This is a genomic window from Stagnimonas sp. FW305-C-60, assembly GCF_058782965.1.
In genome coordinates, this window is record NZ_JBYSYF010000009.1 from 45342 (window position 1) to 70410 (window position 25069).

Annotated in this window: 19 protein-coding genes; 9 read left to right on the plus strand and 10 right to left on the minus strand. The window is 66.4% G+C overall.

Features of this window, described 5'->3' with window-relative positions; translation table 11 throughout:
• Nucleotides 1-75 precede the first annotated feature (75 nt).
• Nucleotides 76-1974, plus strand: a complete 1899-nt coding sequence (gene dxs / locus AC3WT6_RS16880; protein WP_492654769.1) for a 1-deoxy-D-xylulose-5-phosphate synthase — start codon at nucleotides 76-78, stop codon at nucleotides 1972-1974.
• A 3-nt stretch (nucleotides 1975-1977) separates the two neighbouring features.
• Here dxs and AC3WT6_RS16885 read toward each other — a convergent pair whose 3' ends face one another.
• Nucleotides 1978-3426, minus strand: coding sequence for a lysyl oxidase family protein (locus AC3WT6_RS16885; protein WP_492654770.1), 1449 nt, complete (start codon nucleotides 3424-3426; stop codon nucleotides 1978-1980).
• Nucleotides 3427-3857: 431 nt separating this feature from the next.
• Nucleotides 3858-5555 (minus strand): AMP-binding protein, encoded by a 1698-nt coding sequence (locus tag AC3WT6_RS16890; protein ID WP_492654771.1) that lies wholly within the window; start codon nucleotides 5553-5555, stop codon nucleotides 3858-3860.
• A gap of 105 nt (nucleotides 5556-5660) precedes the next feature.
• Between AC3WT6_RS16890 and AC3WT6_RS16895 the strand changes: the two genes are divergently transcribed.
• On the plus strand, nucleotides 5661-6812 hold the full coding sequence (locus AC3WT6_RS16895; RefSeq protein WP_492654772.1) for an acyl-CoA dehydrogenase family protein: 1152 nt from the start codon (nucleotides 5661-5663) through the stop codon (nucleotides 6810-6812).
• Between the two features lie 199 nt (nucleotides 6813-7011).
• On the opposite strand, the gene AC3WT6_RS16900 is transcribed toward AC3WT6_RS16895, so the two are convergent.
• Entirely contained in the window at nucleotides 7012-8652 is a 1641-nt protein-coding gene (locus tag AC3WT6_RS16900) for a hypothetical protein (protein WP_492654773.1), read from the minus strand.
• A gap of 630 nt (nucleotides 8653-9282) precedes the next feature.
• Here AC3WT6_RS16900 and AC3WT6_RS16905 point away from each other — a divergent pair.
• From AC3WT6_RS16905 to AC3WT6_RS16925, 5 genes are all read left to right on the plus strand, one after another.
• On the plus strand, nucleotides 9283-10776 hold the full coding sequence (locus tag AC3WT6_RS16905) for a thrombospondin type 3 repeat-containing protein (RefSeq protein WP_492654774.1): 1494 nt from the start codon (nucleotides 9283-9285) through the stop codon (nucleotides 10774-10776).
• 96 nt (nucleotides 10777-10872) lie between these two features.
• Complete coding sequence (locus AC3WT6_RS16910; RefSeq protein ID WP_492654775.1) at nucleotides 10873-11280, plus strand: ketosteroid isomerase-related protein; 408 nt, start codon at nucleotides 10873-10875, stop codon at nucleotides 11278-11280.
• A gap of 11 nt (nucleotides 11281-11291) precedes the next feature.
• Nucleotides 11292-11882, plus strand: a complete 591-nt coding sequence (locus AC3WT6_RS16915) for a GNAT family N-acetyltransferase (protein WP_492654776.1) — start codon at nucleotides 11292-11294, stop codon at nucleotides 11880-11882.
• Nucleotides 11879-12784, plus strand: coding sequence for a carbon-nitrogen hydrolase family protein (locus tag AC3WT6_RS16920; protein WP_492654777.1), 906 nt, complete (start codon nucleotides 11879-11881; stop codon nucleotides 12782-12784). Before AC3WT6_RS16915 ends, AC3WT6_RS16920 begins: the two co-directional genes overlap by 4 nt.
• Nucleotides 12785-12886: 102 nt before the next feature.
• Complete coding sequence (locus tag AC3WT6_RS16925; protein WP_492654778.1) at nucleotides 12887-13702, plus strand: dienelactone hydrolase family protein; 816 nt, start codon at nucleotides 12887-12889, stop codon at nucleotides 13700-13702.
• Between the two features lie 58 nt (nucleotides 13703-13760).
• Here AC3WT6_RS16925 and AC3WT6_RS16930 read toward each other — a convergent pair whose 3' ends face one another.
• The 5 genes from AC3WT6_RS16930 to AC3WT6_RS16950 form a co-directional block, all read right to left on the minus strand.
• Entirely contained in the window at nucleotides 13761-15755 is a 1995-nt protein-coding gene (locus AC3WT6_RS16930; protein WP_492654779.1) for an acetyl/propionyl/methylcrotonyl-CoA carboxylase subunit alpha, read from the minus strand.
• A 19-nt stretch (nucleotides 15756-15774) separates the two neighbouring features.
• On the minus strand, nucleotides 15775-16584 hold the full coding sequence (locus AC3WT6_RS16935) for an enoyl-CoA hydratase/isomerase family protein (protein ID WP_492654780.1): 810 nt from the start codon (nucleotides 16582-16584) through the stop codon (nucleotides 15775-15777).
• Between the two features lie 6 nt (nucleotides 16585-16590).
• Nucleotides 16591-17757, minus strand: coding sequence for an acyl-CoA dehydrogenase family protein (locus AC3WT6_RS16940; protein ID WP_492654781.1), 1167 nt, complete (start codon nucleotides 17755-17757; stop codon nucleotides 16591-16593).
• Nucleotides 17758-17789: 32 nt separating this feature from the next.
• Nucleotides 17790-19415, minus strand: coding sequence for an acyl-CoA carboxylase subunit beta (locus AC3WT6_RS16945; RefSeq protein ID WP_492654782.1), 1626 nt, complete (start codon nucleotides 19413-19415; stop codon nucleotides 17790-17792).
• 276 nt (nucleotides 19416-19691) lie between these two features.
• A complete protein-coding gene (locus AC3WT6_RS16950) occupies nucleotides 19692-20363 on the minus strand; it encodes a TetR family transcriptional regulator (protein WP_492654783.1) in 672 nt (223 codons plus the stop codon).
• Nucleotides 20364-20513: 150 nt separating this feature from the next.
• Here AC3WT6_RS16950 and AC3WT6_RS16955 point away from each other — a divergent pair, with 150 nt between their 5' ends.
• Nucleotides 20514-21665 (plus strand): ferredoxin reductase, encoded by a 1152-nt coding sequence (locus tag AC3WT6_RS16955; protein ID WP_492654784.1) that lies wholly within the window; start codon nucleotides 20514-20516, stop codon nucleotides 21663-21665.
• Between the two features lie 30 nt (nucleotides 21666-21695).
• On the plus strand, nucleotides 21696-22910 hold the full coding sequence (locus AC3WT6_RS16960; protein ID WP_492654785.1) for a fatty acid desaturase family protein: 1215 nt from the start codon (nucleotides 21696-21698) through the stop codon (nucleotides 22908-22910).
• Here AC3WT6_RS16960 and eutC read toward each other — a convergent pair.
• A complete protein-coding gene (gene eutC / locus AC3WT6_RS16965; protein ID WP_492654786.1) occupies nucleotides 22907-23674 on the minus strand; it encodes an ethanolamine ammonia-lyase subunit EutC in 768 nt (255 codons plus the stop codon). The genes AC3WT6_RS16960 and eutC overlap by 4 nt on opposite strands.
• Nucleotides 23671-25068 carry an ethanolamine ammonia-lyase subunit EutB gene (locus AC3WT6_RS16970; RefSeq protein WP_492654787.1) on the minus strand — a complete coding sequence of 466 codons (1398 nt, stop codon included), beginning with the start codon at nucleotides 25066-25068 and terminating at the stop codon, nucleotides 23671-23673. The genes eutC and AC3WT6_RS16970 overlap by 4 nt, the downstream gene beginning before the upstream one ends.
• Between the last annotated feature and the right edge of the window lies 1 nt (nucleotide 25069).

Sequence of the window (25069 nt, forward strand, 5' to 3'; positions counted from 1 at the left end):
CAACGCACAACTTCGTCAGAATAACGACCCGTGCCCCTGCACCTTGCTGGTGCGCCGCTCCGTCATAATCGCGACATGACCACCCATTCCGCCGACACGCCCGGCTACACCCTGCTAGGACGCGTCAATACTCCTGCCGACCTGCGCCAGCTGCCGGTGCGCGAGCTGCCCCATCTCGCAGTGGAAATGCGCCGGCACCTGATCGAAACCCTGGGCCGGATCGGCGGGCATTTCGCCGCCAACCTCGGCACCGTCGAGCTGACGATCGCCCTGCACCACGCCTTCGACACTCCGCACGACCGTCTGGTCTGGGACGTCGGCCACCAGGCCTACCCACACAAGATGCTCACCGGCCGCCGCGCGCGCCTGGAGTCGATCCGCAAGCTGGGTGGGCTGATGCCGTTCTGCCATCGTGGCGAGAGCGAGTACGACGCCTTTGGGGTCGGCCACTCCTCCACCAGCATCAGCGCCGCCGCCGGCATGGCCGCCGCCGCGCGGGTGAAGGCCGAAAAGCGCCGCGTGGTCGCCATCATTGGCGACGGCGGCATGACCGGCGGCATGGCCTACGAGGCCATGAACCACGCCGGCCACCTCGGCCTGGACCTGCTGGTGGTCTACAACGACAACGACATGTCCATCTCCGAGAACGTTGGCGCCCTGCGCAACCACTCGGCGCGGATCGCCGCCAAGCTCGGCTTCCCCACTCCACACCGCGAGGCGGAGGCTTGCGAGAACGCCATGCACCTCGCCGACCGACCTGGCGCGTTGTTCGAGACCCTGGGGTTCAGCTATCACGGCCCCATCGACGGCCACGACCTCGACGCGCTTCTCACCGCCTTCGAGCAGCTGAAGAACGCCAAGGGTCCGCAGTTCCTGCACATCATCACCACCAAGGGCAAGGGCTTCGAGCCGGCCGAGGGCGACCCGATCAAGTATCACGGCGTCACCCAGTTCGATCCGGTCACGGGTGCTTTTCCGGGCAAGAAGCCGGGCGCCAAGCAGACCTACACCCAGGTGTTCGGCGACTGGCTGTGCGAGGCCGCCGCGCGCGACCCCAAGCTGGTGGCGATCACCCCGGCGATGCGCGAGGGTTCCGGCCTGGTCGAGTACTCGCAGAAGTTCCCCGAACGCTACTTCGACTGCGGCATCGCCGAGCAGCACGCGGTGACGCTTGCCGCTGGCCTGGCCTGCGAAGGCCTGAAGCCGGTCTGCGCGATCTACTCCACCTTCTTGCAGCGCGGCTACGATCAGTTGATCCACGACGTCGCCATCCAGAACCTGCCGGTGCTGTTCGCCATCGACCGTGGTGGCCTGGTCGGCGCCGATGGCGCCACCCATCACGGGGTGTTCGACCTCAGCTTCCTGCGCTGCATCCCCAACCTGGTGGTGATGGCGCCTTCCGACGAAAACGAGCTGCGCCGCCAGCTCGCCACCGGGCTGGCGCATGCCGGCCCCAGCGCGGTGCGCTATCCGCGCGCCAATGTGCAGGGCGTAGAGGTAGACGCCATCGCCAAGCCGCTACCGCTGGGCAAGGGTCGCATCGTCCGCGAGACCCACGGCCGGCGCCGGCCCCGGGTCGCCTTCCTGGCCTTTGGCGCCATGGTGCAGACCGCGCTGGAAGCGGCGGAGATCCTCGACGCCACGGTCGCCGACATGCGCTTCGTGAAGCCGCTGGACGTCGAGCTGATCCTCGATCTCGCCCAGGAAAACGACCTGCTGGTGACCCTGGAGGAGAACGCCCGCCTGGGCGGCGCCGGCAGCGGTGTCAACGAAGTGCTGGCCGCCCACCACCAGCCGCTGTCGGTGCTCAACCTCGGCCTGCCCGATCACTTCGTCGAGCATGGCACCCGCGAGGAGCTGCTGGCGCAGATCGGCCTGGATGCCGCCGGCGTACTGCGCGCGGTGCAGAAGCGCCTGCGCGGCAAGGAATTCGACGCGCGCGAAAGCGGCGCGCTGCCGCGCCAGGCCTCCTGAGTTTCAGTGCCGCCGGCGCAAGCCGGCGGCCACTAGCAGCAGGCTCAACAAGCCCAGCGGCAAGGCACCGCCGTCGGCAGCCTCGGTCGGCGACTGCGCCAAGACCTTGCCGGTATCCGGCGTCGAAGCCTGCATGGCCAGCACCTCGCGCTGCGCGGGGCCGTTGCCGGCGAACAGCGTCTTGTTCGGATCCCAGGGGCTCTCGCCCCAGCCGCGCTCGAGCAACTGCACCACGTCGTTCTCGACCTGCACATAAGCGTAGGCGACGTTGTCGTTCTCGTTGCTTTCGAGGATGGCGTCGCGCTCGTCAACGCGGGACTGCACCACGTAGCGCCCGTTGGGCTGGCCGTAGAACTCCACGTACATGCCGGGCCGCTGCCAGCGGTAGACATCGCCCCAGCCCACCGACAAACCCATCACGCCATTGGCCGGCGAGGTGCAGTTGCCCAGCGGCTCGTCGCCGCCCGGCACCTCGTAACCCTGGTCGAAGCTGTACCAATCACCCCAGAGCTGATCGGCCGGGCAGAAGCCCGACTTGGTGCCCTCGCCCACCCGCTCCATGACGCCGCCGGCGGTGTCGTGCACCGCGTAGAGCCGGAAGCTCAGCACGTAGTCGTCGTGGAAGTGCGCGTGGATGGGATGGAAACTGTAGGTGCCGGCCGAGCGCTCCTGGGTGCTGCCGTCGCTGTAGTGGATGACCTGGCGCATCGGCCCGATCACCAGTCGCGACAGAGCCTCCTGCGGCGCCAACTGCGCGGTGCCGGCGATGAAGTCGCCGATCATGTCGAAGCGCATGTCGTAGAGACCTTCGCCGAGATTGATCGGCCCGGAGGTGAAGCGCAGGCATTTCTTCGCCGCGCCGCCGCCCAGGGCAATCGGCGCCATCTCGTCCACCGTGCAGGAGATCGGATGGATGCCGGCGATATCCAGCGGCGGATTGATGGTGTCCGGCGGATACAGACCATTGAGCGGATTCAGCGGCGCGATGAAGCCGAACTCGTAGGGCGGCACCACCTTGAGGTTGGGCAGTTCCGGGACCACGCCGGGCGCGCGTGGCAAGTCTTCCGGCAGCATGGACTCCAGCTTGGCACGCATGCGGTAGGAACCCTGCTTCACCGACTGCGGCCTTACCCGCACCGTGTAGACCCCGCCGGCCGGCTGCAACAGCATGGCCTCGGAGTTGAACTGGTTGGAGTTGTCCTCGCTGGCCAGCACCGTGCCGGCCGCATCCAGCAGTTCCACCACGAAGGTATTGGTGCGCACCGGGCTGTCGATGCCCACCCGCAGCCGCGCGCCGCCGTGGGTGATGCTGAGCTTGTAGGTGGGGCATGCACCGGCGGCGGTATCGCAGAGCGCGGCGGAGGGCACAGTGCCCGCCAGCGTGCCGCCGTCCCAGAACACCGCCTCGTCCAGGCCCAGCACACCGCCATTGAGGCCGGCCTTGGCCGTCATCGGCGCATGCGCCGTGCCATGCGCCCAGACGAGGCCCGAAGCTGAAGTCAGTATCGCCGCCGCCATCCACCGCCCAGCCCGCTGTCTTGCCACTTGCCGCATCGGTCCTTCCCCTGGTGATTGCCAGAGGAAAGCGCAAGCAGCATGCCAAGACGCGGGCTGTTAGGGCCTGCTAACACTGCGGGAATCGCTGCGGCGGAAGGCGGTTTTGGGGCAGTGCAAGGAAGCAAGAGTGCGCAATAGCGGGCCTATTGAAACTCTTGCTGACGCTGCAATGCCCCAAAACCGTCCCGCCCCGAAGGGTTGCTGGCCAAAAGCGCGTCATGCGGCGTTGCCCGCCTCGCGAAGGCAACCAGCCTTGGCGTCGGCCGGCGCCTTGCCTGACGCGCTTTTGACCGGCAACGCAGCGATTCCCGCAGTGTTAGCAGGCCCTATGCCGCGGCCAATCCCTGCCAGATCACGCTCTGCTTGCGCCGGGCCCAGGGCTCGAACTGGGCGGCATAGCTGGCCTCGATGCTGGGCCGCTTGACCTTCAGGGTCGGCGTGATCAGCCCGTTATCCACCGTCCACTGCTCGGTCACCACCACCAGAAAATCCAGCTTCTCGTGCTCGTCCAGCCTGGCATTCACCTCGTTCAGCAACTGCTGCAGCGAGGCGCTCAGCTCCGCCCTCCGCCCGGCATCGGCGGCGCAGGCGGCGGCGATGTCGGCATTGAGCATCAGCAGCGCGAAAGGCTGCGGAAAGCCGGCGCCAACCACGCAGCAGGCCTCCACCGCCGGATGCACGCTGAGCTTGTTCTCGATCGGCGACGGCGCCACGTACTTGCCCTTACTGGTCTTGAACTGCTCCTTGAGCCGGCCGATGATGCGCAGCCGCCCCAGTTCGTCGATCTCGCCGAGATCACCGGTGCGCAGCCAGCCATCCTCGGTCAGGGCCTCGCGAGTCTTCTCCGGCTCCTTGTAGTAGCCGAGCATGGTGGTCGGTCCACGGGTCTGCACCTCGCCCTCCGGCGACAGGCGATGCTCGGTACCTTCCCAGACCTCGCCGACGTAACCGATGCGTGCACGACCGACGCGGCAGCCGTGCGAGCAGCCAAAGTTCTCGGTCATGCCGTAGCCTTCCAGCAGCTCCAGGCCAAGGTCGCGGTACCACTGGATCAGCGAGGGCGGCATCGGCGAGGCACCGCCGCCGGCATAGCGGCAGTGCTCCAGGCCCAGGCCCTTGAGGATCTTCTTCTTCATCAAACCGCCCAGTAGTGGCAGCTTGAAGATCAGATCCAGCTTCTGCTTCGGCAGCTTGCTGAACACGCCCTGCTGGAACTTGGTCCACAGCCGCGGCACCGAGACGAAGTGGGTGGGCCGGGCGCGGCGGAGATCGCTCAGGAAGCTGTCCAGCGACTCGGCAAAGTAGACGCGAAAGCCGGCGCGGATCGAAGCCGCCTCCACCAGCCAGCGCTCGGCGACATGCGCCAGCGGCAGATAGGAGAGCATACGGTCGTCGGCACCGATGCCGCTGGCGGCGGTCACTGGACCGGTGGACCAGCCTATGGATCCGAAGCTGTGCATCACACCCTTGGGCATGCCGGTGGTGCCGGAGGTATAGACGATGGTGGCCAGTTCGTCGGCATCGCGGACGACCTCGCCTTGCAGCGGCTCGGTCTCGGCCACGATCTGCTCCCACTGCGGATAGTCGTTCTTCGGCGACAGTGGCGTGGCAAAGCACAGCACGCCTTCGGGGATGCCCGGACGCATCGCCTCCCAGCCATCGAGCTTGCCGACCAGACAGGCCCTGGCCTCGCTGTGCTCCAGTATCTGGCGCACGCTGTCGGCGGTCAGCGTCGGGTACACCGGCACGCTGACGTAACCGGCCATCCAGATCGCGAAGTCGGCCATGATCCAGTGGGCGCAGTTCTTGGAAAGGATCGCCACCCGCGAGCCCGGCTCCCAGCCCTGTGCCTGCAACCAGGCCGCCACCCGGCGTGCCTCGCCCACCGCCTGTGCCCAGGTGTAGTCGCGCACCAGGCCATTGCCCATGGGTTGGGTGAGATAGGGGTAATGAGCCCGCTCGTGCTCCCAGTAAAAGATGCGCGCCAGCGGCAGGAATTCGGGGGCACAGGGGTGCGCAGACATGGATTCTCCTCTACACGCTTAGGCGGTTCTCGTTGTATTTCGATGCTAGCGCATCGCCAACATCTCCCGTAACCTGCCGGAACAACAATTCTGGAGGAGATGGAAATGTCTGTATCCGTCACAAGTCCTTTCTATAACCAAGAACATGAGGACTTTAGAAGCCAGGTTAGACGCTTTGTGGAAAGAGAGATTGTTCCACATATCGAACACTGGGAAGCCGCCGAGCAACTGCCCCGCGAACTGCACCGCAAGGCGGCAGACGCAGGGCTGCTACAGATCGGCTTTCCCGAGCGGGCCGGCGGCGTCGAAGTACCCGACCTGTTCTACATGATCGTGCTGACCGAGGAGCTGGCACGCGCCGGCAGCGGCGGCCTGATCGCCTCGCTGATGAGCCATGGCATCGCCACCCCGCCGATCTGCCATACCGGCAGCGCCGAGCAGATCGCGCGCTTCGCAGCACCGGTGCTGGCCGGCGAGAAGATCGGCGCGCTGGCCATCACCGAGCCCTCCGGCGGCTCCGACGTCGCCGCGCTGAAGACCCGCGCGGTACGCGACGGCGAGCACTACGTGGTGAACGGCTCCAAGACCTTCATCACCTCCGGCATGCGCGCCGACTACATCACCTGCGCGGTACGCACCGGCGGCGAGGGCATGGGCGGCATCTCCCTGCTGGTGATCGAGGCCGGCATGCCCGGCTTCAGCCGCTCGCCATTGCAGAAGATGGGCTGGTGGGCCTCGGACACCGCCAGCCTGTACTTCCAGGATTGCCGCGTGCCGGTCGCCAACCGCATCGGGCCTGAGAACATGGGCTTCATGGCGATCATGATGAACTTCAACCAGGAGCGGATCATGCTCGCCACCCAGGCCTGGGCCTTCGCCAAGGTCTGCTACGAGGACAGCCTGGCCTATGCCCGCGAACGGCAGACCTTTGGCAAGCCGCTGATCCGCAACCAGGTGATCCGCCACAAGCTGGCCGACATGAAGATGCGCCTGGACGCAGTGAAGGCGCACCTCGACATCCTGGCCTGGCGGGTCAGCCACAAGCAGATGCCGGTCGCCGAGGTCTGCCTGCTGAAGAACCATGCCTGCACCGCGCTGGAATGGATCGCCAACGAGGCCATGCAGATCTTCGGTGGCGCCGGCTATCTGCGCGGCTCCAGGGTGGAGCGCATCTACCGCGAGACCAAGGTGCTGACCATCGGCGGCGGCTCGCTGGAAATCATGAAGGATCTGGCCGGCAAGCAGATGGGGTACTGACGCGGTCGGCGCCGGCGGCCGGACTCAAGACACCGTCTCGCCGGCGCACCGCGAGACCAAGGTACTGACCACCGGCGACGGTTCGCTGGAGATCATGAAGAATCCGGCTGGCAAGCAGATGGGGTATTAGTCCGCCGCAGCGGCAGCAGCACAAAAAAAGGGGCGCCAGATGGCGCCCCTTTTCGTTACCCAGCAAACCTCAGTTGGGCAGAACCGCCTGCGCGCAGGAGCCATAGACGGTGAACTCGGTGCTGCCGCCCAGCAACAGGAACTCCAGCAAGCCCAGCACCGGCCCGACAACAACCGGATCGCTGGTCAGGAAGCCGGGCACCGTCAGCGTCATGTCGACACGATTGAAGGTCGGCTTGGTCGTCGGAGTAGCAACGGTGACCAATTCGCGAACACGGTTGCTGGCGCTGGCGCCCGGCAGGGTGTTCACCGACAGCGCACTACCGACGTACTCGGTGCCGCCAGACCATACCGACAGGCCCAGGCCGGAGTTGTTGGCCGTGTCTCCCGGCACGAAGACGCTGTTGGTGGCGCGCTCGATGATGAAACCAACCCGCTTCTCCGAGGGGAACTCGATGCCCGCCGCAGCCGACACCGCCAGCCGGATTTCGGTGTCCAGCGGACCGGCAGCCAGCTCCACGGTAGCGAAGTTGTTGGCATCCTCGTCAATCACATTGCCGGCATCGGTGACGCCAGAGGGATTGCCGAAGATCGGCGTGGTCGACGGCGTCGGCGTACCAGACACGGTGGCACCGTCGGCCGAGCGCAGCGGAATCACGCAGACCCGGTCGGTAAGGTTCACCTGGATGGCATCGGAACGCACGGTGGCGTTCGGATAAACACCCGCCTTGATGGTGCCGGTCACCACCACCGCACCCACCGTCGTGCCGGCGCTGATGATGCCCTGGGCGCTGACTGCGGCGAGGTTGCTGGAGGCCGTCCAGTTGATGAAGCTGTCACTGATCTCCTGAGGCTCCTCGCTGTTGCTGAAGCGGCCCAGTAGGCGCACTTCACGCTTGGAGTCCGGATTGGCCGCAGAGGTCGAGGCCGGCAGATTGAAGCTGTCGGTCGCACCAGTCGGGCACTCCACGGCGCCAGTGGTGGTCGACACCGGGCAGGCCTGCAGCACTTCCAAGAGGTCGGCCTGGGTCACCACAAACAGCGCGGTGTCGATGACGTTGTTGCCGTTCTCGTCCTTGATGGCGCTGCCGCCCTTGTCGAGCGCGCGCGCGGTCAAGGTGACCGTCACCGTCGAGTTCGGAGCCGAAGAACCGGTGGAAACCGCCGTCGCCACCGTGCTGGTGCCCGGACCTTCGACCACGGTCGCGTAGTCGACCTGCGAAGAAGCCCACTTGATGTCAACCGCCGAAGACGGAATCTCACCGAAGCTAGTGCTATTGCTGTAACGGCCGGTCACCGTGAAGTTCTTGGTAGTGCCTACCGGAGCCGACTGGTTGTCCGGCGCGATCACGATTTCTTCCAGCACCGGCTGAGTAACGGAGAACGGCTGGCTGGCGGTCAGCGGATCGCCCTCGGCATTGGTCACCGTGGCACGCAGGGTGGTGGCACCCTGCTGGAGGCTCTGCACGATGGTGTCGCTGCCCTGCGCCGGGCTCGGCGTGCCGAGGGTGGCATTGGCCAGCGCCCAGTTCACGCTGGCTGGCGCCGTGCGGCTCGAAGCCACGGTGCAGTTGCCGCTCGTAGATTCACCGCTCGGAGCCGTGCAGGCGTAAGTGGTGTAGGTGCCGGTCGCCGAATAGGCAATCGAGCGCCCGAGCGCCGTCGACGTGGAGCTGCCGGTCTCGGTGGACTTGACCTCTATAGCAGTCAAGACTTCGCCGCCCACCAAAGCCGGGGCGGTGTCCGAATAGCCGCGGAATTGCGCGGTCACCGTTGCTGTGCCATGACGCAGGCCTCGGACCAGACCCGAAGAAGAATCAATGCTGGCTTTCTGGCTAGAGCCCGCGCCGTCGATGGTCCAGACCACGCTCGAAGGAGCAGGCCCCACCGAGCAGAAACCGGTGCTGCAAGGTACGGAGGACGTCTGACCGGGGGGCAGCGAATACAGGCCCTGAGCAACCAGTTGCACCGTGCCGCCGACATCCACGCGCACGGGATCAGGGGAAATTTGGATTCCGACCACCTGGTCGTCAAAGTTCGGGCTTTCCACCCCGCCATCGCAAGCCGAGAGCACGGCCACACTCATTACCGCTAACCACGCAAAGCGCATCATCTGAAATTCCCCTGTCCCGAGATTGGTGGAGGCTGACACAAAATTCTTTCGGTTTCCATGCTGTTGGACGGTTTACGACGCCGCCCTTCGCGAATCATAATCTGAAGAGCGGTTGAAAAGTCGTGGCCGAGCGGTAGTACATGCAACTCTTGCACCACAAGCAGCGCACGCCTCGGCAGCGGCGACCAATAACTCTTAACGCAACGGCAGCATCTACGGATGACACTCATGAAGCGGATTAAATGGTTGTACACGGTGCTTGCCACCGTCGGACTGGCGGTCGCCGCCCAGGCAGCCGAACCCGACTATCGGTGGTATGTCTCACCATCGGTTGGGGCAATTTTCTCCGGCACCGGCGGCGGCGCCCACTTCAGTCTGGCCGCAGGCCGTGACGTGCTGCCCAACTTCGGCGTTGAACTGGAGCTGGCGACTGGTAGCCAAAGCGTCGATAACCTGCCCTCCGGCAACGACTACGAGCGCACCATCTTCGGCGTCAATGCCCTGGCCTATCTGACGCCGCAGGGCGAGAAGATCCGCCCCTACCTGCTGGCCAACGGCAACTTCCACGCGATCGACTTTCTGGGTGAGAGCCTGTCGGGCGCCGGCATCGGCCTCGGTGGCGGTGCCTTCATCAGCATCACCAAGAGCCTGGATCTGCGTCTGGACGGCCGCTACAACCTCGACTTCGTGTCGGCTTCCGGTCCGGTGGCCGAGAAGACCTTCAATGTCGGCACCGGCACCGTCGGCGTGCGCTACAAATTTGGCGCCGACCCGGACGACTCCGACGGCGACGGCGTGCCGAACGGCAAGGACAAGTGCCCCGACACCCCGCGCGGCGTGAAGGTCTACTCCGATGGCTGCCCCACCGACCTCGATGGCGATGGCGTGCCGGACTACCTCGACAAGTGCCCCGGCACTCCCAAGGGCACCGCGGTCAACAAGGACGGTTGCCCGGCCGACGCCGACGGCGACGGCGTGCTCGACTACCTCGACAAGTGCCCCGGCACCCCCAAGGGCGTGCCCACCGGCAAGGACGGCTGCCCGCTCGACAGTGACGGCGACGGCGTGCCCGACTACCTCGACCAGTGCCCGAACACTCCCAAGGGTGAGCGCGTCGATGCCCGTGGCTGCCCCTTCGTCGACAAGGACGGCGACGGCGTGCCGGACTACCTCGACAAGTGCCCGGATTCGCCCAAGGACATTCCGGTCGGCAAGGACGGCTGCCCGCTCGACAGCGACGGTGACGGCATCCCCGACTACCTCGACGAATGCCCCAACACCCCGCCTGGCCTGAAGGTGCTGCCCAACGGCTGCGCGCTGAAGGGTGACTGCCGTCGTCCGCGTCCGGGCGAAGCGGTGGACAAGAAGGGCTGCGCGCTGGATCAGCGCTTCATCCTGCGCGGCGTGAAGTTCGAGTTCGACTCCGACCGCCTGACCGAACCCTCCAAGGAGATCCTGGCCGAGGTGGCGGTGACGCTGCTCAGCTACCCGGACGTCAAGGTGGACGTGGAAGGCCACACCGACGATGTCGGCACCGACGCCTACAACCTGGGCCTGTCGGAGCGCCGCTCCAACGTGGTGAAGAAGTTCCTGGTCGACAACGGCGTCAACCCGGTCAACCTCAAGCCGGTGGGTTATGGCGAGAGCGTGCCGATTGACACCAACCTCACCGAAGCCGGCCGCGACAACAACCGTCGCGTCGAATTCAAGGTGACCAACTAAGGTTCGCTCACAGCAGGCTGCTAGCAGACCTGGCCCGGCGGATGGCAACATCCGCCGGGCTTTTTATTGCCTGCGAATCGACCTCACCCGAAGCCCATGACCGCCGCCACCCGCCAGCTGATCGAGAACTACTACGCCGCCTTCAACGCCGGTGACATGCCCCGCTTTCTGGACATGCTCAGCGATGACGTCGCCCACGACATCAACCAGAGCGGGCGCGAAACCGGTCGCGCGGCCTTCGTCGCCTTCATGGAGCGTATGAACCGCAGCTACCGCGAGCAGATCGTCGACCTCTGCGTGTTCGCCAGCGAGGACGGCCGCCGCGCTGCCGCCGAGTTCACCGTGCTAGGCGAATACCTGAAGACCGACGAGGGCCTGCCCGAGGCGCACGGCCAGACCTACCGTCTGCCGGCCGGCGCCTTCTTTGATATCCGCGACGGCAAGGTCGCGCGCATCAGCAATTACTACAACCTGCAGGACTGGCTGCACCAGGTCGGCGCCTGAGGTCGCCCAGCGTGTCCGAGTTGCGCTACGAACTGGTGCAGGGCGAGACCATCGCCGCGCGGGTGGAACCGCTGGCCGCGCTACGTCTGCAGGTATTTCGGGACTGGCCCTATCTGTACGAGGGCACGCTAGCTTATGAGCGCCACTATCTGGAGACCTACAGCCGCTGCCCGGACAGTCTCGCGGTTCTGGCCTGGGACGGCTCGACCTGCATCGGCACCACCACCGCCCTGCCCCTGCGCGACGCCCAGCCGGAAATGCGCGAGCCTTTCGAGCGGGCCGGCGTTGCCACCGAGGACATCCTCTACTTCGGCGAATCGGTCGTGCTGAGCCCCTATCGCGGCCGCGGCATCGGCCTGCGCTTCTTCGCCGAACGGGAAGCACATGCCCGCCGTCTGGGTCTGGGTCGCTGCGCCTTCTGCGCCGTGGACCGTCCGGAACTACACCCGCTGAAACCCGCCGGCTACGTTCCCAACGACGCGTTCTGGCAACGACGCGGCTACCAGCGCCATCCGGAACTGGTCTGCCACTTCGACTGGCAGGATCTCGGCGAGGCCGCCCCCAGTTCTCACCCGCTCATCTATTGGCTCAAGACTCTATGAGCGCCAGCGTCCGTATCGCCGCCGCGCAATACCCGGTCAGCGAACCCGCGAGCTGGCAGGCAGTGGAGACACAATTGGAGAGCTGGGTGGCCGAGGCCGCCCAGGCAGGCGCGCAGTTGCTGGCCTTCCCCGAGTACGCGGCGATGTCCCTGGCGGCGCTGTTTCCGCCTGCGGTGCGCAGCGACCTGCAAGCGCAGTTGCAGGCCTTGCAGGCACTGCACGGTGACTACCAAAGTCTGCATCGGCGCCTCGCACGGCAGTACCGCATCTACATCCTGGCCGGCAGCTTTCCCCTGCAGGTCGGCGAGGTCTACCGCAACCGCGCCGAGTTGTTCGCCCCCAGCGGCGCCAGCGGCTGGCAGGACAAGTGGACCATGACCCGCTTCGAGACCGAGCAATGGGGCATCAGCGCCGGCCGCCAGCTCAAGGTCTTCGACACCGCACTGGGACGGATCGGCATCAACATTTGCTACGACGTGGAGTTCCCGCTGCTCGCCCGGGCGCAGGTGGAAGCTGGCGCGGAGCTGATCCTGGCACCGAGCTGCACCGACACCACCGCCGGCTACTGGCGGGTGCGCCTGGGCGCCCAGGCCCGTGCGCTGGAAAATCAGTGCGTGGTCGTCCAAGCCCCGCTGGTCGGCGAAGCGCCCTGGAGCCCGGCGGTGGACGTAAACGTCGGTGCCGCGGGCGTCTACACCCCGCCCGACCGGGGCCTGCCCGACCACGGCGTACTCGCCGAAGGTCGCTGGAATCAGCCGCAGTGGCTGCACGCCGAAATCGATCCGCAACGCCTGCTCGCGGTGCGCGCCGATGGCCAGGTATTCAATCACCGGGACTGGCCCCAGCAGCCCGGCCTCGGCGCCGCCGGCACGGTGCCGGTGGAAATCGAAAGCCTGCGCTGAGTCGCTGAGTTCCGCATCGCGCCCCATGCCGAACCAGCGCCAGCATTGCAGTTCGCCCTGAAGTCCGCGGCCCCATCACCCCTGCCCAGGAGACAATCCCGCATGATTCGCGCATCCCTGCCCCGCCTGCTCAAGGCACTCCCTCTGTTAGGTCTGCTCATGATCGGTTCCGCCCAGGCTGCGCTGACCGAGACGCCGGTCGACTACCAGGTCGACGGCGCCGCCTATCGCGGCTATCTGGTCTACGACAGCGCGGTGAAGGCGAAGCGCCCGCTGCTGGTGCTGGTTCCCAACTGGTTGGGGGCCAATGCCGCCAACCGCAAGCAGGCGGCCGAGATTGCCGGCAAGGACTACGTGGTGTTCGTGGCCGACATGTTCGGCGCCGACAAGCTGCCCGCCAACAGCGACGAAGCTGGCAAGGCGGTGGGTGCGATCTACGCCGATCGCGCCTTGCTGCGCAGCCGGGTGAGCGCCGCCAAGAACACCGCCATCGAGACGGTGAAAACCAGGAAGCTGCCGGCCGATCTCGGCAAGATCGCCGCCATCGGCTTCTGCTTCGGCGGCGCCAGCGTGCTGGAACTAGCCCGCAGCGGCGACGATTCCGCCGCCGTGGTTTCCTTCCACGGCAATCTCTCGCTGAAAGGCCCAGCCGAGGACCAGCCGATCACCGCCAAGGTGCTGGCCCTGCACGGCGACGCCGATCCATTCGTGCCGGCAGAGCAGGTCGAAGCCTTTCTTGCCGAGATGCGCGCCGGCAAGACCGACTGGGAGTTGGTTCGCTACGGCGGCGCCGTGCACTCCTTCACCGACCCGGACGCCAACTGGCCCGGCAAGGCCGAGTACAACCCGAAGGTCGCCAAACGCGCGTTCGCGCGCATGAAGGATTTCCTCGACGAAGCCTTCGCCGGCAAACCCTGAGCGAGGCAATCAGGCAAAAAAAAGCCGGCACTAGGCCGGCTTTTTTTGAACGCGACGCTCAAGCGACCGGCTTCACCACCAGCAGCACGGCCTTGTTGCGTACCTGCTGTCCGGGCTCGACATTGACCGACTCCACCACACCGGCCACCGGCAGCGAGAGCTGGAACTCCATCTTCATCGCCTCCAGCACCGCCAGCGTCTGGCCCTTCTCGATCTGCTGACCGGGCTGGACATGCACCGCCACCAGCTTGCCGTCGGAATGCGCCAGCAGACGGCCATCGGAGCCGGCCGCCGCGCCTTCCACCGGCGCCAGCGTGCGGTCGATGAAGCACCAGTTGCGTCCCTCCGCCTCTAGCCAGAGCTGATCGCCCTGGCGTGCGAAGTGCGCCTTGCCCTGCACGCCTTCACTGAGATAGCTGAAGCTGTCCGCGTCCTGCCGGCAGAGCTCCAGCGCCACCGTCTCGCCGGCGATCACCGCGCTGAAATGGCGCGAGGCCCGCGCGCTCAGTTCGAACTCGGTTTCCTGGTCGCGGCACTTGAGCTTGAAGTCCACACCGGTCTCGTGCGAGCTGTGCCAGCCGATCATCTCGGCCTCGATGCCATGCTCGGCACGCAGGCGACGGGCATCGTCCAGATACAGCGCCACCGCCGCCAGCGTGATCTGGCGGGCGCTCGGCCGGGCGGCGTTGATCGCCTCCTGCGAGAAATACTGGCCGATGAAGCCGGTGCTGAAATCGCCGCCGGCGAATGCGGCGTGGCCGAGGATGTCGCGCAGGTAGTCCTTGTTGCTGAGCAGCCCGAAGAAACGGGTGTCGGCCAGCGCCTTGAGCAGGCGCTGACGCGCGGTTTCGCGATCCTCGCCCCAGGCGATCAGCTTGGCCTGCATGGAGTCGTAGTAAGGGCTGACCACCGCGCCGGTTTCGAGATAGCTGTCGACGCGCAGGCCTTCGCCCGACGGCGGAGCCCAGCGCAGCACCGGCCCAGTCTGCGGCAGGTAGTTGGCCTGCGGGTCCTCGGCGCAGAGCCGCACTTCGATGGCATGGCCATAGCGGTTGTCGAGGATTTCCTGCTGGTTCAGCGGCAGCTTTTCACCCTGAGCGACGCGCAGCTGCCACTCGACCAGATCGACACCGTAGACGAGCTCGGTCACCGGGTGCTCGACCTGCAGACGGGTATTCATCTCCAGAAAATAGAACTGCCCGTCGCGTGCCAACATGAACTCGACGGTGCCGGCACCGACGTAGTTCACCGCCTTGGCGGCAGCGACCGCAGCGGCACCCATCTTCAGGCGCAGCGCGTCATCGACCGCCGGGCTGGGCGCTTCCTCGACCACCTTCTGGTTGCGACGCTGCACCGAGCAATCGCGTTCGCCGAAGTGCACGACATTGCCGTGGCGGTCGCCGAATACCTGGATCTCGACGTGGCGGGCATTCATCACCGCCTTCTCGATCAGGAGCTGGCCGGAGCCGAAGGCGTTCTCGGCCTCGCTACGCGCCGAGCGGATGTTCTCCAGCAGCGCCGCCTCTTCGAACACCAGGCGCATGCCACGACCACCGCCACCGGCAGCCGCCTTCACCATCACCGGCAAGCCGGCCTTCTTGGCCTCGTCCACCAGGGTGTCGTCGTGCTGGTCGTCGCCCTGATAGCCCGGCACGCAGGGCACGCCCGCCGCGATCATGCGGATCTTCGACGCACTCTTGTTGCCCATCGCCTCGATGGAAGCCGGATCCGGGCCGATGAAGATCAGGCCGGCGTCCTGCACCGCCTGCGCGAAAGCTTCTCGCTCGGAGAGAAAGCCGTAACCGGGATGGATCGCCTGCGCGCCGCTGGTCTTCGCCGCCGCGATGATCTTCTCGATGACGAGGTAGGAGTCCTTCGCCGGCGAAGGGCCGATGTGCACCGCCTCATCGGCCTCGCGCACATGCAGGCTCTGAGCATCGGCATCCGAATAGACGGCGACGGTCTGGTAGCCCGCCTTTTTTGCACCACGCATCACCCGCAGCGCGATCTCGCCACGGTTGGCAACCAACACCTTGTTGAAACGCTTGCTCATTGGCAACTCTCTCAAAGATTTATTGTGCCCACTTGGGGCTGCGCTTCTGCATGAAGGCGGTGATGCCTTCGGGCGCTTCCGGCCCGCGCACGCAGGCCGCGAACTTCGTCGCCGCATCGTCGAGCACGGCGTCCATGTCGAGCTTGCCGACGTTGAGCAGGATGGCCTTGGTCACCGCGTTCGCCTTTGGCGCGCAGCCCAGCACCTGCTTCAAGCTGTCGGCGAGCTTGGCCTGCAACTCCTCTTCACTGGCAAAGCCCTCGTGCACCAGGCCCAGCCGCAGCGCCTCGGCACCGCGGAACTGCGCGCCGGTCAGCGCCAGCCGGCGCGCCTGGGTCAGGCCGATGCGCTCGACCACGAAGGGCGCGATCTGCGCCGGCGGCAGGCCGCGGGTGGTTTCCGGCATGCCGAACTTGGCGTCCGTGTGTGCGAAGGCGATGTCGGAAACGCAGGCGAGCCCGAAGCCGCCACCCAGCACCGCGCCCTCGCAGACCGCGATCACCACCTGCGGTGCGTTCTGCACCCGGCGCAGCATGGTGCCGAAGGCGCGGTTCACGGCGGCAATCGGGTCCGGCTCGCCCGGCGCTGGGGCCTTCACACCTCCCGCCAACATCGATTTGAGATCGGCGCCCGCGCAGAAGTGACCACCCGTGCCACGCAGCACCACCGCGCGCACCGATTCGTCACCGGCAATCGCGATGAACACCGCATCGATGTCAGCCAGCATCTCCGGCGACATGGCGTTACGCGATTCGGGGCGGTTGAAGCTCACCCACAGCACGCCGCCCTGTAGGTCCAGTAGCAGGGTCTTGGTTTCCGGCAGGCTCATGCGGCTTCAGCCCTTCTTCTTGCCGCCGAAGCCCAGGCGCTTGCTGATGATGCCGAGCATCACCTCGTCGGCGCCGCCGCCAATCGCGTGCAGGCGCAGGTCGCGGTACATCTGGGCGACGTAGTTCTCCCACATGAAGCCCTGGCCGCCCCAGTACTGGAGGCAGGAATCCGGCACCTCGCGGCCGAGCTGGCCGGCCTTGAGCTTGGCCATGCTGGCGAGCAGGGTCACGTCCTCACCGGCCAGCATCTTCTCGCAGGCACGATGGATCAGCGCGCGCAGCGCCTCGATCTCGGTTTGCAACTGCGCGAGCCGGAACTGGACGACCTGGTTGTCGAGAATCACGCCGCCGAAGGCCTGGCGCTGACGGCAATAGGTGGCGGTTTCCTCGATGCACTTTTCCATCGCGACCAAGATGCTGGCGGACAGGAACAGGCGCTCGTGCTGGAACTGCTCCATCTGGTAGATGAAGCCCTTGCCCTCCTGGCCGATCAGGTGCTTCACCGGCACGCGGACGTTGTCGAAGAAGATGATGGCGGTGTCGCTGCTGCGCTGGCCGAGCTTGTCGAGCTTGGTTTTGCGGTCGACGCCTTTGGCATCGAGCGGCACCACGATCAGACTCTTGTTGCCATGACGGCCACCGCCCGCGACTTCGCCGGTATTCGCAAGCAGGCAGACCCAATCGGCCTGGGTGCCGTTGGTGATCCACATTTTGCTGCCGTTGATCACGTACTCGTCGCCTTCGCGCACCGCAGTGGTCTTGATACCGGCTACGTCGGAGCCCGCGCCCGGTTCGCTCACGCCAATCGCGGCAACCAGCTCACCGGCCACCGCCGGCTTAAGGAAATTCTCCTTCAGATAGTCGGAGCCGTAGTTGGCCAGCGCCGGGGTGGCCATGTCGGTCTGCACGCCGATGGCCATCGGCAGGCCGCCAGTCTTGCAGTGACCGAGCGCCTCGGCAAACGCCAGCTGGTAGCTGTAGTCGAGCCCCAGACCGCCGACCGATTCCGGCTTGGCGATGCCCAGCAAGCCAAGCTCACCCATGCCGCGCAGCACCTCGCGCGCCGGCCACATGCCTTCGCGCTCCCAGGCGTCGAGATTGGGATTGATCTGCTCTTCGCAGAACTTCTTGGTGGTGTCGTAGAGCGACTGGTGTTCGTGGGTCCACTGCATGGAAAAACTCCTCGCGTGACGTAGCAGCGCCTTTAAAGGCGCGCAACGCCGAAGCTGTTGGGGAAGGTCTGGCGCAGCTTGGCTTCGCGGCAGACCGAGAGCGTCAGGCCCAGCACCCGGCGGGTGTCACGCGGGTCGATCAGGCCATCATCGAACAGCCGCGCGGTGGCAGCGAAGGCGTGGCTTTCCTTGTCGAACTGGCTGATGACCTGCTGGCGCAACATCGCCAGCATCTTCTCGTCGGTCTCGCCCATCACCTTGCCTTCGGCCTCCCACTTCTGGCGGGTAATGATCTCCATCACCCCGGCGGCCTGCTCGCCACCCATCACGCTGGTGCGGCTATTGGGCCAGGCGAAGATGAAGTGCGGACCAAAGCCACGGCCGCACATGCCGTAGTTGCCGGCGCCGAAGCTGCCGCCCATGACGATGGTGATCTGCGGCACCGTCGCGTTGGCCACCGCCTGGATCATCTTCGAGCCGTGCTTGACGATGCCGCCCTGCTCGCTCTCGGTGCCCACCATGTAGCCGGTGGTGTTCATGAGATACACGATGGGGATGTTGGACTGGCAGCACTGCTGGATGAACTGCCCGGCCTTGGTGGCGCCCTTCACGGTGATCGGCCCATTGTTGCTGATGATGCCGATCTGGTGGCCTTGCAGGACCGCGCGACCGCAGATGGTCTGCTGGTCGTACTCGGTCTTGAAGTCGAGGAATTCACTGCCGTCGACCAGGCGGGCGATCACCTCGCGGCAATCGACCGGCTTCTTGTAGTCCGGCGGCACCACGCCGCAGAGTTCCTCGATGTCGTAGAGCGGTGCACGCACCTCGCGCAGTTCCAGCTTCGGCTTCTGCGCGTTCCAGTGGATGCTCTTGACGATCTCGCGGGCGATGCGAATGCCGTCGGCGTCGTTCTCGGCCAGGAATTCGGCGGTGCCGGCCACCGAGCAGTGCATGTCGGCGCCACCCAGGTCTTCATCCTTGGCAATCTCGCCGGTGGCGGCCTTGAGCAGCGGCGGGCCGGCCAGGAACACCTTGGCGCGCTTGCGGATCATCACCACGAAGTCCGACAGGCCCGGCATGTAGGCCCCACCGGCGGTGCTCGAACCGTGCACGACGGTGATCTGCGGAATGCCGGCAGCGGACAGCCGGCACTGGTTGGCGAAGGTCTTGCCGCCGGGGATGAACACCTCGGCCTGGTACAGCAGGTTGGCGCCGCCGGATTCGATCATCGAGACCACCGGCAGCTTCTGCTGGAGCGCGATCTCCTGCAGCCGCAGGGTTTTCTGCACGCCCCAAGGCGTCATGGTGCCGCCCTTGATCGCCGAGTTGCTGGCGACGATCAGACAGCGGGTGCCGGACACATAGCCGATGCCGGCGATCATGTTGCCGCCGGCCAGCGAGCCGTCCTTGTCGTCGTGCTGCTTGTAGCCGCAGAGCGTGCTGAATTCGAGCCAGGGCGAGCCGCGGTCGAGCATCAGGTGGACGCGCTCGCGCGGCAAAAGCTGCTTGCGTTTGTGGAAGCGCTCGCGCTTGCTCTCTTCTTCCTTGCGGCCCTTGGCCTCCACCGCGCGCCAGTCGGCGATGAACTGGAGCATGCCCTCGCGGTAGGCCGCGAACTGGGCGCTGTTGGTGTCAATCTTCGATTCAATGACCGGCATGTCGCTCTCTCACTCCCACGTCATTCCCGCCACGGCGGGAATCCAGTTTTTCTCGGCACCGGCACAACGGCTTCAGCCTCCGGCGCCACGAAGCGCAGCCGGAAGGCCGGTGAGCCCGCAGTTTCAGGCCGGCGGAGCGATATGATAACGAGGCTTTCCAGACAGCTCGCTATCAGCGCCCTGATGAGGCCTTTTTACCAGTCTTTACGCCGGCTTTCACGAACAATTTTCGTTACCTGACCAGCTTCCGACAGCCTGCGGCAGTGGCGCCGGGGCTCAGCCCTGGCTTTTCCATGCCTCACAGCCCAGGAAGATCAGCATGATCTGCTTCTCGGCATTGCGGTGGATGCGCTCGACCTCGGCGACATCCCTGGTATCAACGTCAAGAATCAGCTCGGTCGCGGCGATCACGGTATTCACGATCAGGCCCGCCATCATCCGCAGGTCGTCGCCGTTGAAGCTCTTGAGCTTGGGGAAGGGGGCCAAGTCCGCCGCCAGCTCGCTGACCCAGAGCCGGATTTCGCGGCGGATCGCCAGACGCACCGCCGAGGAGCCGCTGTAGCGCTCCTTGGCGATGAACTCGAAATGCGGGCGGTGCTCCTGGGCATAGCGCAGGAAGGTCGCCACCGAGTTGGCGATCAGATTGGACGGCGGCAAGGGCGCGCTGCGCGCCTCGCGCATCATGATGTGCAGGGTGCGGAAGGAGTCATCGACCAGGGCCAGGCCCAGATCCTCCATGCCGCTGAAGTGCCGGTAGAACGCCGCCGGCACCACGCCGGCGATTTTGGCCACCTCGCGCAGGCTGATCGAACTGAAGCTGCGCTCGCCCTGGATCAGCTCCAGAGCGGCGTCCATCAGCGCCCGACGGGTGCGCAGCTTGCGCTCGTCCCGGGGACCACCGGTGGCGGACTCAGCGCCACCGTCTTCCTTCTTTTTCCGCAATCTCATGATCAATTGTAGCGTGAACACCCTCGCAGGCCCGGCGCCGGCGGCCCGCAGGCTAGCGCCGAAACCATGCGCAACTAGCTGTTTTCATTGACACCGTATTTCAGTGAACACTTGTTGACTTTATCGGCGGCGCCAATTTATAGTGCACACATGTTCACTGACATGTTTGCATCCAGCTCCGGAGCCACCGCGATGACCGCCAGCCAGACCCCAGCCCTAACCAGCCCGCGCCGAGAGTCCGGCCTGGTGCGCCTCGCCGCCCTGCTGGCCAGCCCGCGGCTCCCGGATGACTACATCGAGCTGGTCAATCCGCTCTGGACCCGCGATACCCTGCGCGCCCGCGTCACCGCCGTCATCCCCGAAACCGCCGACAGTGCCAGCCTGATGCTGAAGCCGGGCCTACGCTGGCAGGGCCACAGGGCTGGCCAGTTCCTGCGTGTGGGCGTCGATATCGAGGGCGTTCGACACTGGCGCTGCTACTCGATCAGCTCGGCGCCGGAGCGCGCCGATGGCCTGATCACGATCACCGTCAAGGCGGTCGAGGGCGGCCGGGTCTCCAACTTCCTGGTGCGCGAGCTGCAGTCGGGCGCAGTGCTGGAACTGGCGGCCGCCGAAGGCGAGTTCGTCCAGCCGCAGGGCGGCAACGACAAGCTACTGATGATCACCGGCGGCAGCGGCCTGACCCCGGTGATGAGCCAGCTGCGCAGCGCCGCCGCGCGCGGTGCGATGCCCGAGTGCACAGTCATTCACTATGCGCCGACGCCCGAGGACTGCCTGTTCCGTGACGAGCTGCTGTCGCTGGCCGCCCAGCACCCGCAGCTGAAGCTGCATCTGGTCTACACCCGCGGCGCTCAACAGGGCGCGCACTTCAACGCCGCCCAGCTCGACCAGCTGTGCCCGGACTGGCAGCGCCGTCGCGTCTACTCCTGCGGCCCCGCCGCCCTGCTGGCGACAGTCGAGGCCCATTGGGCCGGGGCTGGCCTGGATGAGCGGCTGATCGTGGAGCGCTTCCGCCCTGCCCTCGCGCCGGTCAATGCCGGTGCCGCCGGCGGCGCGCTGAACTTCGTTGCTAGCGCCCGCCAGGCCGACAGCGATGGCCGGACCTCGATCCTGGAAACCGCCGAGCAGGCCGGCCTGGCGCCCGCCCACGGCTGCCGCATGGGCATCTGCCACGGCTGCACCGCCCGCCTCATCTGCGGTCAGGTGCGCGACCTGCGCAGCGGCCAGGTGTTCGGCGAAACCGACGACCTCATCCAGATCTGCGTCTGCGCCCCGGCGGGCGACGTGCAGATCGACCTCTAGCCCAACCCCAGCACCCTAAGGAGTGACGCCATGACCCTCTTATCGAGCCCGGCCAGCGGCAACGAGATGGACAACCACGCCGCCGTCAGCGCCCGCAAGCCGCAGGCGAAGGCAAAGGCGCGCAGCAAGCCGACTGCGGTTACCGCCACCTCCGCCTGGCTGAGCAAGGCCCAGGCCGACGCCTTCGGCCGCGAGATGGACGCCATCCGCGAACAGATCCTCGCTAGCCTTGGCGCCAAGGACGCGGCCTACATCCGCCGCATGATCCGCATCCAGCGCGGCACCGAGATTGGCGGCCGCGCGCTGATCTACGCCGGCATCGTCTTTCCGCCCGCCTTCCTGGCCGGCGCGGCGACGCTGGGGGTGGCGAAGATCCTCGACAACATGGAAGTCGGCCACAACATCATGCATGGCCAGTGGGACTGGATGCGCGACCCCAAGATCCATTCCAGCAGCTGGGAGTGGGACACCGCCTGCCCGGCCGACCAGTGGAAGCACAGCCACAACGTCGAGCACCACACCTGGACCAATGTGGTCGGCAAGGACAAGGATGTCGGCTACGGCATTTTGCGCATGAGCACGCAGGAGCCCTGGCAGCCGCGCCATCTGCTCAATCCGATCAACAACCTGCTGTTGGCAACCCTGTTCCAATGGGGCGTGGCGGTACACGACACCGGCATCGAGCAGGTGCGCACGCCCGCAGGCCTGATGAACCTGAAGCCGGAAACCAAGGCCAAGCTGCGCGGCGTCTGGAAGAAGGCGAAGAAGCAGGTGCTGAAGGACTACGTACTGTTCCCGGCGCTGGCCGGCCCGTTCTTCCTGCCGGTGTTGGCGGCCAACGTAGCCGCCAACCTGATCCGGAATTTCTGGACCTACATGATCATCTTCTGCGGCCACTTTCCGGACGGCGTGCAGCAGTTCAGCGAGGAGAGCATCGAAGGCGAATCGCGCGGCCAGTGGCACCTGCGCCAGCTGCTGGGCTCGGCCAACATCGAGGGCGGCAAGCTCTTCCATGTGATGAGCGGCAATCTGAGCTTCCAGATCGAGCACCATCTGTTCCCGGACCTGCCCAGCAACCGTTACGCCGAGATCGCGCCGCAGGTGCAGACGATCTGCGCGAAGTACGGCCTGCCCTACAACTCGGCCTCGCTGACGCGGCAGTTCGGCACCACCCTCAAGCGGGTATTCGTGCTGGCGCTGCCGAGCCGGACGCAACCCGGCGCGCCGCTGAACCTGCCAGCCTAGGCCAGAGGCTCGGCCTGCTTGCCCAGGGCGGCATCCAGCTTCAGCGCGACCCCGGTGAGCCGGCGCTGGCGCGCCTCGGCCATCAGCCAGACCAGGGTGTCGGCGGCCTGCGCGTAGGACAGGCCGTCGGCGTGGATGTTGGAGATGCAGTTGCGCTCGGAGTCGGCGCGACCCAGGCGCGGCGCCCAGGTGAGATAGATGCCCAGGCTGTCGGCGATGGAGAGGCCCGGACGCTCGCCCACCAGCACCGCCACCAGGCGCGCGCCCAGCGCCTCGCCGACCTCGTCACCCAGCGCCACCCGCGCCTGCTGCGCCAGCACCACCGGCGCCAGCTTCCAGTTGGGGATGCGCTCCAGCAGCGCCGCGATCAGCGGCGCAGCGTGGACGTTGACCGCCGCCGCCGAAAGGCCATCGGCCACCACCAGGGCGAGGTCGTAGTCGCCATGCCGCGCACTCAGCGCCGGCAGGTCGTCGGCGTGCAGACGCCGACCCCAGTCGGGGCGACGCAGATAGCTGGCGCGATCCGGTGCGCGCGAGCGCAGCACCAGGCTGGGCAGCGGCCGCAGCAGCTCGGCGATGCGCGGGTAGTCCACCACGCCATGCACGGCATCCCTGGCGCGGCCGTGCGCACTCTGGAAGTCCAGCAGCGCCGTGGTCGGCAGCGCGTCACCGCTGCGGCCCAGGCCGATGCGCGCGCGGGTGGCGACCCGCAGGCCGGCAAAGGGATCGACCGGACCCGATGGCGGTGGCTTAAGCGCGCTCATCGCGGCAGCCCCTCCAGCGCCAGCAACTGACGTAGCGCACGGCTGTCGGCACCCGGCGGCGGCAACCGGCCCTGCTCGTCGAGCAGGCCCATGCGCGCCAGCCAGGCCTCGAACTCCGGCGCCGGCCTGAGCCGCATCAGATGCCGGGTCGCCACCACATCGTGGTAGGACAGGCTCTGGTAGCTGAGCATCACATCGTCGGCGCCCGGCACCGCGATCACGAAATTGACGCCCGCGGTCGCCAGCAGCACCAGCAGCGTGTCCATGTCGTCCTGATCGGCCTCGGCATGGTTGGTGTAACAGACGTCCACGCCCATCGGCAGGCCCAGCAGCTTGCCGCAGCAATGGTCCTCCAGGCCGGCACGGATGATCTGTTTGGCGTCGTAGAGGTATTCCGGGCCGATGAAGCCGACCACGGTGTTGACCAAGAGCGGCTTGAACTCGCGCGCCACCGCGTAGGCGCGCACCTCCATGGTCTGCTGATCGACGCCGTGATGGGCATTGGCGGACAGCGCCGAACCCTGGCCGGTCTCGAAGTACATGCAGTGATCGCCGACCGTGCCGCGCTCCAGGCTCAGCGCCGCCGCATGCGCCTCGCGCAGCAACGCCAGGTCGATGCCGAAGCCGCGGTTGGCGCCCTCGCTGCCGGCGATGGACTGGAACACCAGATCCAGCGGCGCGCCGCGCTCGATCGCCCGCAGGCTGGTGGTGACATGCGCCAGCACGCAGGACTGGGTGGGAATTTCGAAGCGCTGGCGCAGCGCGTCGAACATCTCCAGCAGGCGGATGCAGTCCGGCACGCTGTCGGTCGCCGGATTGAGGCCGATCACCGCGTCGCCGGCGCCGAACAGGAGGCCGTCGAGGGTGGAGGCGGCAATGCCCAGGGGATCGTCGGTGGGATGATTGGGTTGCAGCCGGCAAGCCAGGCGGCCGGGCAGGCCCAGGGTGCTGCGGAAGGCGGTCACCACCCGGCACTTGGCGGCGACCGCGATCAGATCCTGGTTGCGCATCAGCTTCGACACAGCCGCCACCATCTCCGGCGTCAGCCCGGGCGCCAGCGCGCTCAGCGCCTCGGTCGTCGCTTCGTACGAAAGCAGCCAGTCGCGGAAGCCACCGACGGTGAGCTGCGCGACCGGCGCGAAGGCGGCGGCCTCGTGGCGGTCGACGATCAGCCGTGTTACCTCGTCGTCCTCGTAGGGGATCAACGCCTCGGTGAGGAAGGTGCGCAGCGGCAGCTCGGCGAGCGCGTAGCGCGCCGCCATGCGGCGCTCGTCGCTGTCGGCGGCCAGGCCCGCCAGCTCGTCGCCGGAGCGGCGCGGCGAGGCGCAGGCCAGCAGCGTCTTCAGGTCATCGAAGCGATGACGCTGGACTCCGAGGTCGTGGTGATAGGTCACG